Raw genomic sequence first — 16,139 nt, forward strand, 5'->3', positions numbered from 1 at the left:
GGGAAGGGGGCGGGCGCGGGTGCCGTGGAGGAGGTCGCCTTCCCTGGGGTCGCCGGAGAGGATCAGGCCCTGGGCGCTCAGGTCGCGCATGCGCTGGATGAGCGGGTCGAACGACGCGCGGGAGAAGCCGGCGGCATTGCGGGCGACGATCACCGAAATCCCGATGTCCCTGGCGTAGGGGAGATGCGCGGCCAGCGCGGCCAGCGGATTGGCGGACGAGGCCGCGGCCAGGTCGTGGTCGTCGACGATGACGAAGAACCGCGGCCCGGTCCACCAGTTGCGGGCACGAAGTTCCTCGATCGTGATGTCGTCCTTCGGCGCCCGCTTCTCGAAGACGTAGAGCAGCGACCGGACGTCCGTGTCCAGCTTGGCCTCCGTCGTCGCGTAGCCGCCGACGTAGTTCTCCGGGGCGGCGGCCATGAGCGAGCGCCGGAAGTCCGTGATCGCGAACACCGCGTCGTCGGGCCCGTAGCGCTCGGTGAGCTTCTGCATGATCAGCCGCAGCGCCGCCGTCTTGCCCGACTCGTTCTCGCCGACGACGAACAGGAACGGGTCCCGGTCCAAGTCGATGAACACCGGTCGCAGGTCCGCTTCGCCGATGCCGATCGCGATGCCCTCGTTCGGGCGCTCGAAGCCCTTGGGTAGATCGTGCGCGAGCAGGCGCTCCGGCAGGGTCCGCAGCGTTGGCGCATCGGGCCCCGTCCAGCCGGCGCGCACGGTGGTGACGAGGGAGGCCGTCCCCGCCGCGAGGTCGTCCGCCCGCGCCACCCCGTCGAGGCGCGGCAGGGCCGAGATCCAGTGCAGTCGGTCCGGAGTCTGGCCGCGGCCCGGGACGTCCGCGGGGATGTCCGCGGCGACCTTGCGGTCGAACTCCGACTCCAGCCTGTCGCCCAAGCGCAGTTCGAGCCGGTTCGTGAGCTGGTCCTTGATCGCCGGACGCAGCTCCAGGTAGCGGGCCGCCGTGATGACCAGGTGGATCCCGTACCCGAGGCCGCGCGCCGCCAGGTCCGTGATCAGCGGCTCCAACGTTGCGTCGTAGTCCTGCTTGAAGGCTGCCCAGCCGTCGATCGCCAGGAAGACGTCGCCCCAGGGCTCCTCCGGCAGTTGGCCGCTGTCGCGCAGCCGGCGGTAGGTCGCCATGGAGTCGATGCCGTGGCGGCGGAAGAACTCCTCGCGGCCGGCGAGCACGCCCGCGACCTCGGCCACCGTGCGGCGGACGCGGTCCGGGTCGAGGCGGGAGGCGACGCCGCTCACATGCGGCAGGTCGGCCACGGCGGCCAGGCCGCCGCCGCCGAAGTCGAGGCCGTAGAACTGGACCTCGCGCGGGGTGTGGGTCAGCGCGAACGAAACGATCAGCGTGCGCAGCAGCGTGGACTTGCCCGACTGCGGGCCGCCGACGATCAGCATGTGGCCGCCCGCGCCAGAGAAGTCGCGGAAGAGGACCTCGCGGCGCTGCTCGAACGGCCTGTCCACCAGGCCGAGCGGCACGGAGAGGGTGCCAGAGCGGCCGGTGGCCTGGAGGCCCCGGCCCTCCAACACCCGTAGGTCCGGCAGTAGTTCGTCGAGCGTCGGCGCGGAGTCGAGCGGCGGCAGCCACACCTGGTGGGCGGCCGGGCCCCGGCCCTCGAGGCGGCGCACGATCACGTCGAGCACGGTCTCCGACAGCGGGTCGTCCGCCATCGCCCCGGCCGCCGGCCCGGGCACCGGCTCCTCGTACCGCACCGGCACCGGGGCGGCGGTGAAGAGCACTGGGTGCCGGTGGACGGGGCGGGGACCGGCGGACGCAGGTCGGGCCGCTGGTTCCCGGTAAGGACCGGAGACGTAGGCCGCCTTGAAGCGGATCATCTTCTCGGTGCCGAACTTGAGGATGCCGGAGCCCGGGATCTGTGGCAGGTGGTAGGCGTCCGGCGTGCCGATCGCGGTGCGGGACTCGGCGGCCGAGAAGGTCCGCAGGCCGATCCGGTAGGAGAGGTAGGTGTCGAGGCCCTTGAGCCGGCCCTCCTCCAAGCGCTGTGAGGCCAGCAGCAGATGGACGCCGAGCGATCGCCCGATGCGGCCGATCTGGATGAACATGTCGATGAAGTCCGGCTTGGCCGTGAGGAGTTCCGAGAACTCGTCGATGACGAGCACCAGCGAGGCCAGCGGTTCGAGCGGGGCGCCGGCGGCCCGGGCCTTCTCGTACTCGTGCAGGTTGGCGTAGTTGCCGGCGGCCCGCAGCAGTTCCTGGCGACGCCGCAGCTCGCCGCGGATCGAGTCGCCCATCCGGTCGACCAGCGTGAGGTCGTCGGCCAGGTTGGTGATGACCGCCGACACGTGCGGCAGCCCCGCCATCCCGGTGAAGGTGGCGCCGCCCTTGAAGTCGGCGAGCACGAAGTTCAGCGTCTCCGAGGTATGGGTGACGGCCAGGCCGAGCACCAGGGTGCGGAGCAGTTCGGACTTGCCCGAGCCGGTGGCGCCCACGCACAGGCCGTGCGGGCCCATGCCCTCCAGGGCCGCCTCCTTGAGGTCCAGCATCACCGGCTGGCCTTCCTCGTCCACCCCGATCGGCACCCGCAGCCGCTCGCCGGCGCCGCGCGGCCGCCAGGTCCGGGCCGTGTCCACCGCGGCCGGGTCGCCGAGGCCGAGCAGGTCGGCGAAGTCCAGGTTGGCCAGGAGCGGTTCGTCCTCGTCGGCCGCGGTGCCGAGCCGCAGCGGCGCGAGCTGCCTGGCCAGCGCCTCGGCCGCCGGCAGTGACAGCGCGTCGGGCACGCCCTCGTAGTACGAGCCGTCCGGCGACGTCAGGCGCAGCTCCCCGGGCCCGGACCACACGGTCAGGCCCGCGCGCCGCTCGTCGGCCGGCCGGTCGCCAGGCCTGATCTCCACGACGGTGACGCCCTGGACGCCCTCGGCCGCCGCGAACGCCGAGTGCGGCGGCACCCGCGCCCCGTCCACCAGCAGCACCACGTGCGGCTGGTCGAGCACGGGCTTGCCGCCGGCCGAGAACCGGCCCCGGCCCTCGAGCCCCGACGCGAGACGCTCCTCCACCTCCGCCACCCCGCGCCCCACGAGCCGCCGGGTGCCGGCGCCGTCCAGCGCCGAGAGCTGCGTGTGCGGCAGCCACTTGACCCACTCCCAGGCCCCGGCCGCCTCGGCCGAGGTCACCACCGCGAGCGTCACCTCCTCCGGCGAGTGGAGCGCCGCCAGCGAGGCGACCAGCGAACGGGCCGTGCCCCGGGCCGCCTCGGCCTCGCCGGTGACCGTCAGGTGGTAGAAGCCGCGCAGCAACACCGCCACCGGCAGCCCGCCGATCGTGCCGTGGGTGTCGAGGAACCGCCGCATGGAGCGCGCCGTCAGCGGCTCCAACTCGTCGACGGGCGCCGTCTCAGGCGCCACCAGCGGCGTCGCGAGCTGGTGCTCGCCGAGGCCCACCCGCACCTGGCCGAAGTCCGCGTCCCCGGGCCGTCGTTCCCACACCCGGCTGCCCTCGGCGACCAGCGCCCACAGCTGTTCGGGCGCCGGGTGCAGGTACAACTGGGTGTCCCGCTGCGCGCGCGCCGTCTCCCGCACCTCCTGCCTGGTCCGCGCCAGGTACTTGAGGTAGTCGCGGCGCAACTGCGCCATCTGCCCCTGGGTGCCGCGCCGGAACCGCACCACCATCGCGATCAGCATGCCGACCGTGGACACCAGCATCAGCAGGCCCATCACCCGCATCATCGGCGCGGCGCCAGGCATGAAGAAGAAGACCACCGAGGAGCCCATGCCCAGCATCGGCACGAGCTGCATCAGCACGCCCTCCTGCTGCCCCTTGGGCAGTTCGGGCGGCGGGAGCAGGGTCACGGGCGTGTCAGGAACCCGCTCGGGTAGCACCCTCGGTGGACGCTTGACCACGATCTGGCTCACAAGTCCCCCCGCCGCGACGGCTGGTAGCCGGTTGGTGTCGTCGGGCGACCGATCCTAGTGCAGCGGGCGTCTCGCCCCAGCTGTGCCCCGGGCCGCCCCAGCTGTGCCCCGGCGGCCCCAGGTGTGCCCCAGCGCCGCCACGCGCCGTGCGGCCGATAGGGTTGGCGGCCGCAGTCCGTGGGCCTGGCACGAGGGGGATACGTTCCGTGAACACGACGACCGCAGCCACCGGCTTCTGCCGCGTCACCGTCGCCGCGCCCGACAGCCGCACCGACATGGCGCTGCCCGAGGACATCCCGCTCGCCGACCTCTACCCCGAGATCCTCCGCCTCACCGGTCAGGCCCCCGACCCCGGCGGCCCCGTCGGCTACCACCTGGTGCGTCGCGACGGCACCGTGCTCGACGGCGCGCGCACGCTCGGCGCCCAGCGGGTGCTCGACGGTGACGTGCTCAGCCTGCGCCCCTTCGCCGACTCGCTGCCGCCACCCGTCCACGACGACGTCACCGACGCGATCGCCGAGGCCGTCACCCGCGACCGGCGGCTGTGGAACGAGCGGCTGCTGCGCGCCGCGGGACTCACCGCCGCCGGCGCGCTGGCCGCGCTCACCGCCCTGGTGCTGTGGTACGCCGACCCCGTCCGGCACGAGACGCACGGCCTGCCAGGCGTGCTGGCCGCGATCCTCGCCGTGCTGTTCGCCGCCTTCGCCGCCGTCCGTGCCCGCGCCTACGACGACGCGGCCGGCGCCCTGACCGCCGGACTCGCCGCCCTGCCGCACGCGCTGGTCGCCGGCACCGGCGCGCTGCCGCTCGACGAGGGCCACGGCGTCGGCCGTCTCGAACTGCTCCTCGGCTGCCTCGCCGTCCTCGTGATCTCCGCCGCCCTGGTCGCCGCCATGCCCGCGCTCGCCGGCTGGTTCGCGGCGGCCGCCTGCGCCGCCGCGCTCGGCGCCCTCGCCACCTTCGGCGCCATCCTCACCGAGGCCACCCCCACCGCGGCCGCGGCCGTCTGCGTTCCCCTCGCCCTCGGTGCGATCGCCTTCCTGCCCGCCCTCGCCGCCGGCGTCGTCCGGCTCCCCATCGGCTATGTCGCGCCACGCGCCGGCTACGGGACCCCGGGCCACGAGCCGGCCCAGGCCGGCGCTGTCGACACCGAGCGCATCGCGGCCCAGGCCCGCCGCGGCCACCAGCTCCTGCTCGGCCTCACCGGCGGCTGCGCCGCGCTGGCCACCGTCGCCGCCGGCGTCCTCGGCTTCTCGGCCGACGGCTGGGCCCAACTCCTCGCGCTCGCCGCCGGCCTGGCGCTGCTCGCCCGCGCCCGCCTCTTCCGCTACGCCGTTCAGGTGGCGGTGCTGCTGGTCGCCGGGCTCGGCTCCCTGATGCTGCTGGTCGCCGGCTTCGCGCTGGACGCCGAAGGCGCCGGCGACGTGCGAGTCCTGTGGCTGACCGCCGCGCTCACCGCCGCCGCCTGCCTCCTCGTCGCGATCGCCCTGATCGTGCCGCGTGCCGGCCTGACCCCGTTCTGGGGCCGGGCGCTCGACCTCGCCGAGGGCGCCGTGCTGCTCTCCCTCATCCCGCTCTGCCTGGCCGTCCTCGACGTCTACGCCAGGGCCCGCGGCCTGACCAGCGACTGACGGCCGCCGTCTGGCCACGGCCCGATGTGCCAGGGGACGCGAATCTGTTGTACGGTGCTCACTGGCCGTTTGCGTACGCGCCCCCGGAGTCTTCTGGAGGAAGCGCTCAGCGGACCCCGCCTCCCGAGTTCCGGAAGTTCCCCTGCGGATCAGACCAGGGGCACTCGGTGGCAGTCACTCATCACTCAAGGAGTACGTGTGTCGTCGCTCGACGCCGCCACCAAGCAGCAGATCATCGCCGAGTTCGCCACCAAGGAAGGCGACACCGGCTCCCCCGAGGTCCAGGTGGCGCTGCTTTCCCGCCGCATCTCGGACCTCACCGAGCACCTGAAGACCCACAAGCACGACCACCACTCCCGCCGGGGCCTGCTGCTCCTGGTGGGCCAGCGCCGGCGCCTGCTCCAGTACCTGGCGCGCAAGGACATCCAGCGCTTCCGGACCCTGGTCGAGCGCCTGGGCATCCGCCGCGGCGCGGCGGGCGCCCGTTAACACGCCCCAGAGGGAGCGGCCACCCACGCGGCGGCCGCTCCTTCGCCGTATCCGCTGATCCGCACGCGCGGATCGGTATCCGCTGATCCCGTACGCACTGATCCCGGATCCGGCGAGCCCGGCCCGCGTCCCCCACCGGAGGTGGAAACCGAGCCGGGAACCCGATGCCTTTGTAGGCTGGTCCCGTACGGCACGCGCCATACAGGACACAGGAGACACGTACGAGGCGGAGCGCCTTCCGAACCGTCGCCGGTCCTCGGTAGTGGCCCCCGGGCTCGCCCCGGGAGCTTCGATCGATGGCCGGCCAGTGCGGGGGTGCTCCACCGCCAACGCCACCGCCACCGGCGGTGGCGAGCAGAGGAGACAAACCAAGGTGGAGAACGAGACCCACTACGCCGAGGCCGTTATCGACAACGGCCCGTTCGGCACCCGCACCATCCGCTTCGAGACCGGCCGCCTCGCCAAGCAGGCCGCCGGCTCCGCCGTCGCCTACCTGGACGACGACACCATGGTCCTGTCGGCCACCACGGCCTCCAAGAACCCCAAGGACCAGCTGGACTTCTTCCCGCTCACCGTCGACGTCGAGGAGCGGATGTACGCGGCCGGCAAGATCCCCGGCTCCTTCTTCCGGCGTGAGGGCCGCCCCTCCGAGGACGCCATCCTCACCTGCCGGCTCATCGACCGTCCGCTGCGCCCCTCCTTCCGGAAGGGCCTGCGCAACGAGATCCAGATCGTCGAGACGATCATGGCGCTCAACCCGGACCACCTCTACGACGTGGTCGCGATCAACGCAGCCTCATGCTCCACCCAGCTGGCCGGGCTGCCGTTCTCGGGCCCGATCGGCGGCACCCGGGTCGCCCTGATCCGCGGTCAGTGGGTCGCCTTCCCGACCCACACCGAGCTGGAGGAGGCCGTCTTCGACATGGTGGTGGCCGGCCGGGTGCTGCCCGACGGCGACGTCGCCATCATGATGGTCGAGGCCGAGGCCACCGAGAAGACGATCGAGCTGGTCAGGGGCGGCGCCACCGCCCCCACCGAGGAGGTCGTCGCCGCCGGCCTCGAGGCCGCCAAGCCGTTCATCAAGGTGCTCTGCCGCGCCCAGTCCGACCTCGCCGCCAAGGCCGCCAAGCCCACCGGCGAGTTCCCGATCTTCCTGGACTACCAGGACGACGTGCTGGAGGCGCTCACCGCCGCCGTCCGCGACGAGCTGGCCCAGGCGCTGACCATCGCTGGCAAGCAGGAGCGCGAGACCGAGCTCGACCGGATCAAGTCGGTCGCCGCCGAGAAGCTGCTGCCGCAGTTCGAGGGCCGCGAGAAGGAGATCTCCGCCGCCTACCGCGCGCTCACCAAGCAGCTGGTCCGCGAGCGCGTCATCCGCGACAAGGTCCGCATCGACGGCCGCGGCGTCACCGACATCCGCACCCTGGCCGCCGAGGTGGAGGCCATCCCGCGGGTGCACGGCTCGGCCCTCTTCGAGCGCGGCGAGACCCAGATCCTGGGCGTCACCACGCTGAACATGCTGCGCATGGAGCAGCAGCTCGACACCCTCTCGCCGGTGACCCGCAAGCGCTACATGCACAACTACAACTTCCCGCCCTACTCCACCGGCGAGACCGGCCGCGTCGGCTCCCCCAAGCGCCGCGAGATCGGCCACGGCGCGCTGGCTGAGCGGGCGCTCATCCCGGTGCTGCCCAGTCGCGAGGAGTTCCCCTACGCGATCCGGCAGGTCTCCGAGGCGCTCGGCTCCAACGGCTCCACATCCATGGGCTCGGTCTGCGCCTCCACCATGTCCCTGCTGAACGCGGGCGTCCCGCTGAAGGCGCCGGTCGCCGGCATCGCGATGGGCCTGATCTCCCAGGAGATCGAGGGCGAGACGCACTACGTCACCCTCACCGACATCCTCGGCGCCGAGGACGCGTACGGCGACATGGACTTCAAGGTCGCCGGCACCCGGCAGTTCGTCACCGCCCTCCAACTCGACACCAAGCTGGACGGCATCCCGGCCTCCGTGCTCGCCGCCGCCCTCAAGCAGGCGCGCGACGCCCGGCTGCACATCCTGGACGTGATGAGCGAGGCCATCGACGTCCCGGACGAGATGTCCCCCAACGCGCCGCGGATCATCACGGTGAAGATCCCGGTCGACAAGATCGGCGAGGTCATCGGCCCCAAGGGCAAGATGATCAACCAGATCCAGGAGGACACCGGCGCCGACATCACCATCGAGGACGACGGCACCATCTACATCGGCGCCGCCGACGGCCCGTCCGCCGAGGCCGCCCGCACCACGATCAACGGCATCGCCAACCCGACGATGCCCGAGGTCGGCGAGCGCTACCTGGGCACGGTCGTCAAGACCACCACCTTCGGCGCCTTCGTCTCCCTGCTGCCCGGCAAGGACGGTCTGCTGCACATCTCGCAGATCCGCAAGCTGGCCGGCGGCAAGCGCGTGGAGAACGTGGACGACGTGCTTGGCGTGGGCCAGAAGGTCCAGGTCGAGATCGCCGAGATCGACCAGCGCGGCAAGCTGTCCCTCGTCCCCGTGCTCGACGAGGAGGAGCCCGCCGCCGAGCCCGCCGAGAAGGACGCCGCCGAGCAGTGAGCCGACCGACCGGTACGGAGACGGCCCGCCCCACCGATCCAGTGGGGCGGGCCGTGCCCCGTCCACGCCACAGCGACGGCACGACCGTCCAGCGGACCGTGCTCCCCTCGGGTCTGCGGATCCTCACCGAGACCGTGCCAGGGGTGCGGTCCGTCTCGTTCGGGATCTGGGTTCGGGTGGGCTCCCGCGACGAGACCCCCGCGCAGGGGGGCGCCACCCACTACCTGGAACACCTCCTCTTCAAGGGCACGAGCCGGCGCACGGCGCTGGAGATCTCCTCGGCCATCGACGCCGTGGGCGGCGAGATGAACGCCTTCACCACGAAGGAGTTCACCTGCTACTACGCGCGCGTGCTGGACAGCGACCTGCCGCTCGCCGTGGACGTGGTCTGCGACATGCTCACCGGCTCGCTGATCCCCGCCGAGGAGGTGGACGCCGAGCGGGACGTCATCCTCGAGGAGATCGCGATGACCGAGGACGACCCGAGCGACGGCGTCCACGACCTCTTCGCGCACACGCTCTTCGGCGACAGCCCGCTCGGCCGCCCCGTCCTTGGCACCGTCGACACGGTCAACGCGCTGACCAGGGACCGCATCGCCCGCTTCTACCGGCGGCACTACGACCCGACCCGGCTGGTGGTCACCGTCGCCGGCAACGCCGAGCACGCGGCCGTCGTCGACCTGGTGACGGCCGCCTTCGAGCGGGCCGGCACGGCCGGCGCCGCGGCCGAGCCGGTGGGCCCGCGCGGCGGCCACCGCGAGGTGCGCGCCGCCGGCCGGGTGGACGTCGTGGAGCGCCGCACCGAGCAGGCCCACCTGGTGCTCGGCATGCCGGGCGTCTCCCGGCACGACGAGCGCCGCTGGGCGCTCAGCGTGCTGTCCACCGCGCTCGGCGGCGGCATGAGCTCGCGGCTCTTCCAGGAGATCCGGGAGAAGCGCGGCCTCGCCTACAGCGTGTACGCGCACACCTCGGGCTACGCGGACTGCGGACTGTTCGGCGTCTACGCCGGCTGCCGGCCCGACCGACTCGACCAGGTGCTCGACATCTGCCGCCGGCAGCTCGCCGAGGTCGCGGAGAAGGGCCTCGCCGACGACGAGGTCGAGCGGGCCATCGGCCAGCTGTCGGGGTCCACCGTGCTGGGCCTCGAGGACACCGGCTCCCTGATGCACCGGCTCGGCAAGAGCGAGATCTGCTGGGGCCAGCAGCTCTCGGTCGACGAGCTGCTGGCGCGCATCGCCGAGGTCACCCCGGACGACGTGCGGCGGGTCGCCCGGGAGGTGCTCGGACAGCGTGCCTCGCTGTCCGTCATCGGCCCGCTGAACGACCGGCGGGCCGCGCGCCTGACCGGGGCGATGTCCTGAAGGGGCACCCGGGGCGTCGGGGCCGCGGAAAGAACGCTGGGGAAGGAACGGAGAAGCGATGAGCAAGCAGCGGGTGGCGATCATCGGCGCCGGCGGGCGGATGGGCGTCGAGGCCGTCCGCGCCGTCGGGGCGGCCGACGACCTGGACCTGGTCGCCACGCTCGGCCGGAACGACAAGCTGGAGACCCTGACCGAGGCGGGCGCCGAGATCGCCGTCGACCTCACCCACCCGGACGCCGTCATGGGCAACCTGGAGTTCTGCGTCCGGCACGGCATCCACGGCGTCGTCGGCACCACGGGGGTCACCGACGAGCGGCTGGCGACGCTGCGCGGCTGGCTGGCCGAGGCACCCGGGGTCGGGGTGCTGATCGCGCCCAACTTCAGCATCGGCGCCGTGCTCACCATGCACTTCGCCCGGCAGGCCGCCCGCTACTTCGAGTCGACCGAGATCATCGAACTGCACCACCCGGGCAAGGCGGACGCGCCGAGCGGCACCGCGGCCCGCACCGCCGAGATCGTCGCCGACGCCCGCGCCGCCGCCGGCCTCGGCGCCCAGCCGGACGCCACCACCAGTGCCCTGGACGGCGCGCGGGGCGCCGCCGTCGCCGGGGTGCCGGTGCACTCGGTGCGGCTCAGCGGTCTCGTCGCCCACCAGGAGGTGCTCTTCGGCGGGGACGGCGAGATCCTGACGATCCGCCACGACTCGATGAACCGCGGCTCCTTCATGCCGGGCGTGTTGCTCGGGATCCGCCGGATCGGCGGCGCCCCCGGGCTCACCCTGGGCCTTGAACACTTCCTGGACCTGGACGGCTAGCCGTGCGGGACAGGCTTCTCTTCCTGCTGCTCAGCGCGTTGCTCGTCGGCTACTTCGGCCTCGTCGGGCACCGCGGGGTGCTGCTGATCGGCGAGGGCACGTGGGTCACCGTGTCGCTCGGCGTCGCGGTGCTCGTGCTGCCGCTGATCGGGGCGTGGTTCCTGTGGCGCAGCGCTCACTTCGTGCTGCGCGCCAACCGGCTGGCGCGGGAGCTCGAGGCCGAGGGCGGGCTGCCGGTGGACGACCTGGCCAGGACGCCGAGCGGCCGGGTCGACCGGGCGGCGGCCGACGCGGCGTTCGCTCGGCGGCGGGCCGAGACCGAGGCCAACCCGGGGGACTGGCGCTGCTGGTTCCGGCTCGCCGTCGCCTACCACGACGCCCGGGACACGCCCCGCGCCCGCAAGGCGATGCAGCACGCCATCGCCCTCCACGCGGGGCGGCCACCGCGCCCCTAGGCTCCGTCCCGGCGAGCCTCTTCGGGCCCACCGCGCCGGCGGTCAGCCGCGGTTCTCGGCCGCCCAGGCCTCGAGCACGTCGGCGGCGCGCTCGAAGAGGTCCTGCCGGCCGAGGAAGTCGAGGCTGTGGTCGGTGAGCAGGGTGGCGAGCGGCTCGCCCTGCCGAAGGTCGATCTGGACCGCCTGCCCCTGGACGCCGCGCGGCAGGCCGAGCCAGCGCACGGGCTGCTGGACAGTGCTGATCCGGGCGATGTCGCGCCAGCGCAGCGTCCGGGTGGTCAGCAGGCCGACACGGCGCAGCCCGCGGGTGCTGACCCAGATGCCCATCCGCAGCAGCCGCAGCGAGAACAGGATGGTGAGGGCGGCGATCGCCACCGTGACGCTGGTGCCGGCCAGCGTGCCGGCCATCGCGATGATCAGCGCGGATATCAGCATGTAGGCCGCTATCAGCAGGGCTATCGCGGCGATGCCGACGCGCCACGGGCCGAGCCGGTAGGGGCGGCGCCACTGGGTCGGGTCGGGGTGCGGCACGGCTTCCTGACCGGTCGCGGCGGCGTCACGGTCGGCCGAGAGAAAGGCAAGGGGCACGACGGGTCCTCGTTCGTATCACAGTCGGATCACACAGGGGACGGGCTGTGAACGGTGAGGCTATCGCGCTCAGGGATTGGTGGCCGCCTCCGGTGCCTGCGGAGGGGCCTGGTGCTCGACGTCGAGGGCGGGTCCGGCCAGCAGCAGGGCGCCGACGAGGCCGGATATCACGACCAGAGCGAACAGCACGTGCCCGAGCAGCTGCCCGACGCTGGGGCGCGGCCGCCTCGGCCGCCTGACGTTGCTGTGAAAGTCGTCGTGATCCGTCATCTGGTCGCTCCCTCCCCCGAATGGACTCCCCTGAGTGAGTCAATACAAAGTTATCAGGTGAAAGGTCCGACTCCGTGGCGAGAGTCCGATTTGCCGGACGGTTGAGAGCGCTGTCGGTGCCGGCGTCTAGGGTGGGGGCCGTGACCGACACCCCCAGTTTCCGCAGCGACATGACCGTCGAGTTGATCAAGCACAGCGCGTCCGACACGGACGTGCTCTGGGCGGCCCGCGTGTCGACGGCGGGCGAGCAGTCGCTGGACGAGCTCAGCAGGGACCCCGAGCGCTCCAGGGGGCTGATCAACTACCTGATGCGCGATCGGCACGGCAGCCCCTTCGAGCACAACTCGATGACCTTCTTCATCAGCGCGCCGATCTTCGTCTTCCGCGAGTTCCACCGGCACCGCGTCGGCTGGTCGTACAACGAGGAGAGCGGCCGCTACCGCCGGCTCGAGCCCGTCTTCTACGTGCCAGGCGACGACCGCAAGCTGGTCCAGCGGGGGCGTCCAGGCAAGTACGAGTTCGTCCCCGGCACCCCCGAGCAGCACGCCCTGGTCGCCAAGACCATGGAGGAGAGCTACCGACAGTCCTACGCGGCCTACCAGGAGATGCTGGCCGCCGGCGTGGCCCGCGAGGTGGCCAGGGCGACCCTGCCCGTCGGCCTCTACTCCTCGATGTACGCCACCTGCAACGCCCGCTCCCTGATGCACTTCCTCGGCCTGCGCACCAAGGACGAGCGGTCCCGGGTGCCCTCGTTCCCGCAGCGGGAGATCGAGATGGTCGCCGAGCTGATGGAGCGCGCCTGGGCCGAGCTGATGCCGCTCACACACGCCGCCTTCAACGCCAACGGCCGGGTCGCTCCCTGACCGGCGTGACCGACATTCGTGTGGACCTCGGAAAACCTGATAGAAGTGTCACGTATTGCGACATTTCGCGAAGCTCGTCTAGGGTGATTGGACGGACCCGGCGCTGTCTGAACCCCCGAGCAGGCAGCGCCGGGATCCACAGCTTGTCCGCCCCGCTGGGCCACTCCCCGCTGAGCTGCGAGTAGCGTGGAACCTATGGCTCCGACCTCCACACCGCAAACCCCCTTCGGGCGGGTCCTGACCGCCATGGTCACGCCATTCATGGCGGACGGCTCACTCGACCTCGATGGCGCGCAGCGACTCGCTGCCCATCTGGTGGACGCCGGCAACGACGGCCTGATCGTCAATGGCACCACCGGTGAATCCCCGACGACCAGCGACGCGGAGAAATCCCAGCTGGTGCGCGCCGTGGTCGAGGCCGTGGGCGACCGGGCCCATGTGGTGGCCGGAGTCGGCACCAACGACACCAGGCACAGCATCGAGCTGGCCCGCGCCGCCCAGGCAGCCGGCGCCCACGGCCTGCTCACCGTCACCCCGTACTACAACAAGCCGCCGCAGGAAGGCCTCTACCAGCACTTCACGGCCATCGCCGACGCCACCGAGCTGCCGGTCATGCTCTACGACATCCCGGGCCGCAGCGGCGTCCCCATCACCACCGAGACCATGACCAGGCTCGCCGCCCACCCGCGCATCGTCGCCAACAAGGACGCCAAGGGCGACCTCGGCCGGGCCAGCTGGGCGATCGCGACCACCGGGCTCGCCTGGTACTCGGGCGACGACATGCTGAACCTGCCGCTGCTCTCGGTCGGCGCCATCGGCTTCGTCTCCGTCGTGGGCCACGTCGTCACGCCCGAGCTGCGCGCGCTGGTCGACGCCCACACCAGTGGGGACGTCGCCAAGGCCACCGAGATCCACCAGCGACTGCTGCCCGTCTTCACCGGGATGTTCCGCACTCAGGGCGTCATCACCTCCAAGGCCGCCCTCGCGATGCGCGGCTTGCCCGGCGGCCCCCTGCGGCTCCCGCTCATCGGCCTCACCGAGGCCGAGACCGAGCAGCTGCGGCGCGATCTGGCGGCCGGCGGGGTACAGATCTGAGAACGGCCCGGAGCGCGACTCCGGAGAAACAAGAGCGTCACCGTGAAGGTGATAACTGAATACCGACCATTGCACAGAGTCACGCGCGCCACAGGCTCTCACCCGGGGGCGGTGGCGCGCGTGGTCAGGAGAGTCCATTGAGTCATCCCCATCCAGAACTCGGCCCGCCGCCGAGGCTTCCTGAGGGTGGCCTACGTGTTACCCCGCTCGGCGGCCTCGGCGAAATCGGCCGCAACATGACCGTGTTCGAGTACGGCGGCCGGCTGCTCATCGTCGACTGCGGAGTCCTCTTCCCGGAGCAGGAGCAGCCGGGCATCGACCTGATCCTGCCGGACTTCAGCTCCTTCAGAGACCGCATCGACGACATCGACGGCATCGTCCTCACCCACGGCCACGAGGACCACATCGGGGGCGTCCCCTATCTGCTCCGCGAGAAGCCCGACATCCCGCTGATCGGCTCCAAGCTGACGCTGGCCCTGCTCGAGGCGAAGCTCCAGGAGCACCGCATCCGCCCCTACACCCTCGAGGTGAGCGAGGGGCACCGCGAGCGGATCGGCCCCTTCGACTGCGAGTTCGTCGCCGTCAACCACTCGATCCCCGACGCGCTGGCCGTCGCCATCCGTACCCCGGCCGGCATGGCCGTGCACACCGGCGACTTCAAGATGGACCAGCTCCCGCTCGACGGCCGCCTCACCGACCTGCGCGCCTTCGCGCGCCTCGGCGAGGAGGGCATCGACCTGCTGTTGTCGGACTCGACCAACGCCGAGGTCCCGGGATTCGTCGCGCCCGAGCGTGAGATCTCCGGCGTCCTGCGCCAGGTCTTCGCGCGGGCCGAGAAGCGCATCATCGTCGCCAGCTTCGCCAGCCACGTGCACCGCATCCAGCAGATCGTCGACGCAGCCTACGAACACGGGCGCCGCATCGCCTTCGTGGGCCGATCGATGGTGCGCAACATGGGCATCGCCCGAGACCTCGGCTATCTGCGGGTGCCGGCCGGACTCGTGGTGGACGTGAAGACCCTGGACGATCTCGCGGACCACGAGGTGGTCCTCGTGTGCACGGGCTCGCAGGGCGAACCGATGGCCGCCCTCTCCCGAATGGCCAATCGCGACCACCAGATCAGGATCGTCGAGGGCGACACGGTCATCCTGGCCTCCTCGCTCATCCCGGGCAACGAGAACGCGGTCTACCGCGTCATCAACGGCCTGACCCGCTGGGGCGCCAACGTCGTCCACAAGGGCAACGCCAAGGTCCACGTCTCGGGCCACGCCTCGGCCGGCGAGCTGTTGTACTTCTACAACATCTGCCAGCCCAGGAACCTGATGCCCGTGCACGGCGAGTGGCGCCACCTGCGAGCCAACGCCGAACTCGGCGCGATGACCGGGGTTCCGCCGGAGCGCATCGTCATCGCCGAGGACGGCATCGCGGTCGACCTCATCGACGGCAAGGCCAAGATCGTGGGCAAGGTCCAGGCCGGCTACGTGTACGTGGACGGCCTCTCGGTCGGCGACGTCGACGAGGCGAGCCTCAAGGACCGCCGGATCCTGGGCGACGAGGGGTTCATCTCCGTCTTCGTCGTGGTGGACAGCAGCACCGGAAAGATCGTCAGCGGACCGAGCATCCACTCCCGCGGCTCGGGCATCGAGGACTCGGACTTCGCGGCGGTCATCCCGAAGATCGACGAGGCCCTGGCCCGCTCCGCGCAGGACGGCGTCGTCGACCCGCACCAACTCCAGCAGCTGGTACGGCGAACCGTGGGCAAGTGGGTCTCGGACACCTACCGCAGGCGGCCGATGATCATGCCCGTGGTCATGGACGTCTGACGCCCCATCTGCCGGCGGAGCGCCCGGATTTGCATCCGGGCGCTCCGCTCAAGTACGTTTACGTCACCGCCGCAGGGGGAACCCCGAAGGGCCCCCGGTCGCGGCGGTGCAAACGAAGGGAAGCCCGGGGGGCCTCGAGAGGGGCCTGAAGGTAGCGTCCGTTCCTTGAGAACTCAACAGTGTGCCAAGAAGTCAATGCCAGATTTTTGATTGATCAATGCGAGAATCAAATTGTTCTCGTGGATGATCTTCTTTGAAGCATTCACGGAGAG

At 71.6% G+C, this 16,139-nt stretch carries 12 protein-coding genes; 9 read left to right on the top strand and 3 right to left on the bottom strand.

Features of this window, described 5'->3' with window-relative positions:
- A partial coding sequence (eccCa, locus tag E1265_RS19930) for a type VII secretion protein EccCa (protein WP_132931840.1) occupies positions 1-3,879 on the bottom strand: 3,879 nt, incomplete at its 3' end.
- 206 nt (positions 3,880-4,085) lie between these two features.
- Between eccCa and eccD the strand changes: the two genes are divergently transcribed.
- The 6 genes from eccD (at position 4,086) to E1265_RS19960 (ending at position 11,228) form a co-directional block, all read left to right on the top strand.
- Positions 4,086-5,510 carry a type VII secretion integral membrane protein EccD gene (gene eccD / locus E1265_RS19935; protein WP_243740955.1) on the top strand — a complete coding sequence of 475 codons (1,425 nt, stop codon included), beginning with the start codon at positions 4,086-4,088 and terminating at the stop codon, positions 5,508-5,510.
- Between the two features lie 198 nt (positions 5,511-5,708).
- Positions 5,709-5,999 carry a 30S ribosomal protein S15 gene (rpsO, locus tag E1265_RS19940; RefSeq protein ID WP_132931842.1) on the top strand — a complete coding sequence of 97 codons (291 nt, stop codon included), beginning with the start codon at positions 5,709-5,711 and terminating at the stop codon, positions 5,997-5,999.
- A gap of 373 nt (positions 6,000-6,372) precedes the next feature.
- Positions 6,373-8,598, top strand: coding sequence for a polyribonucleotide nucleotidyltransferase (locus tag E1265_RS19945; RefSeq protein ID WP_132931844.1), 2,226 nt, complete (start codon positions 6,373-6,375; stop codon positions 8,596-8,598).
- A 53-nt stretch (positions 8,599-8,651) separates the two neighbouring features.
- Positions 8,652-9,959, top strand: coding sequence for a pitrilysin family protein (locus tag E1265_RS19950; protein WP_243740956.1), 1,308 nt, complete (start codon positions 8,652-8,654; stop codon positions 9,957-9,959).
- A gap of 58 nt (positions 9,960-10,017) precedes the next feature.
- Positions 10,018-10,773 carry a 4-hydroxy-tetrahydrodipicolinate reductase gene (gene dapB, locus E1265_RS19955; protein WP_132931847.1) on the top strand — a complete coding sequence of 252 codons (756 nt, stop codon included), beginning with the start codon at positions 10,018-10,020 and terminating at the stop codon, positions 10,771-10,773.
- Between the two features lie 2 nt (positions 10,774-10,775).
- Positions 10,776-11,228: a hypothetical protein gene (locus E1265_RS19960; RefSeq protein WP_132931849.1), complete on the top strand. Its 453-nt coding sequence runs from the start codon at positions 10,776-10,778 to the stop codon at positions 11,226-11,228.
- Positions 11,229-11,270: 42 nt separating this feature from the next.
- Here the strand turns inward: E1265_RS19960 and E1265_RS19965 are convergent, their stop codons facing one another.
- Both E1265_RS19965 and E1265_RS19970 read right to left on the bottom strand, forming a co-directional pair.
- Entirely contained in the window at positions 11,271-11,816 is a 546-nt protein-coding gene (locus tag E1265_RS19965; protein WP_132931851.1) for a PH domain-containing protein, read from the bottom strand.
- A 69-nt stretch (positions 11,817-11,885) separates the two neighbouring features.
- Positions 11,886-12,086 carry a hypothetical protein gene (locus E1265_RS19970; protein WP_132931853.1) on the bottom strand — a complete coding sequence of 67 codons (201 nt, stop codon included), beginning with the start codon at positions 12,084-12,086 and terminating at the stop codon, positions 11,886-11,888.
- A 170-nt stretch (positions 12,087-12,256) separates the two neighbouring features.
- On the opposite strand from E1265_RS19970, the gene thyX reads away from it, so the two are divergent.
- From thyX to E1265_RS19985, 3 genes are all read left to right on the top strand, one after another.
- Positions 12,257-12,949, top strand: a complete 693-nt coding sequence (thyX, locus tag E1265_RS19975; protein ID WP_243740957.1) for an FAD-dependent thymidylate synthase — start codon at positions 12,257-12,259, stop codon at positions 12,947-12,949.
- A 195-nt stretch (positions 12,950-13,144) separates the two neighbouring features.
- Entirely contained in the window at positions 13,145-14,044 is a 900-nt protein-coding gene (gene dapA, locus E1265_RS19980; protein WP_132931857.1) for a 4-hydroxy-tetrahydrodipicolinate synthase, read from the top strand.
- Positions 14,045-14,181: 137 nt separating this feature from the next.
- On the top strand, positions 14,182-15,867 hold the full coding sequence (locus tag E1265_RS19985) for a ribonuclease J (RefSeq protein WP_132931859.1): 1,686 nt from the start codon (positions 14,182-14,184) through the stop codon (positions 15,865-15,867).
- Positions 15,868-16,139: the final 272 nt, after the last annotated feature.

It is taken from the genome of Streptomyces sp. 8K308, from assembly GCF_004348315.1.
In the GTDB taxonomy this organism is placed as follows: Bacteria; Actinomycetota; Actinomycetes; order Streptomycetales; family Streptomycetaceae; genus Streptomyces.

What these genes read in the sequence shown, in the direction of transcription:
- dapB (WP_132931847.1), top strand. Translation starts at nt 10,018, where the DNA reads ATGAGCAAGCAGCGGGTGGCGATCATCGGCGCCGGCGGGCGGATGGGC.
- thyX (WP_243740957.1), top strand. Translation starts at nt 12,257, where the DNA reads ATGACCGTCGAGTTGATCAAGCACAGCGCGTCCGACACGGACGTGCTC.
- dapA (WP_132931857.1), top strand. Translation starts at nt 13,145, where the DNA reads ATGGCTCCGACCTCCACACCGCAAACCCCCTTCGGGCGGGTCCTGACC.
- E1265_RS19970 (WP_132931853.1), bottom strand. Translation starts at nt 12,086, where the DNA reads ATGACGGATCACGACGACTTTCACAGCAACGTCAGGCGGCCGAGGCGG.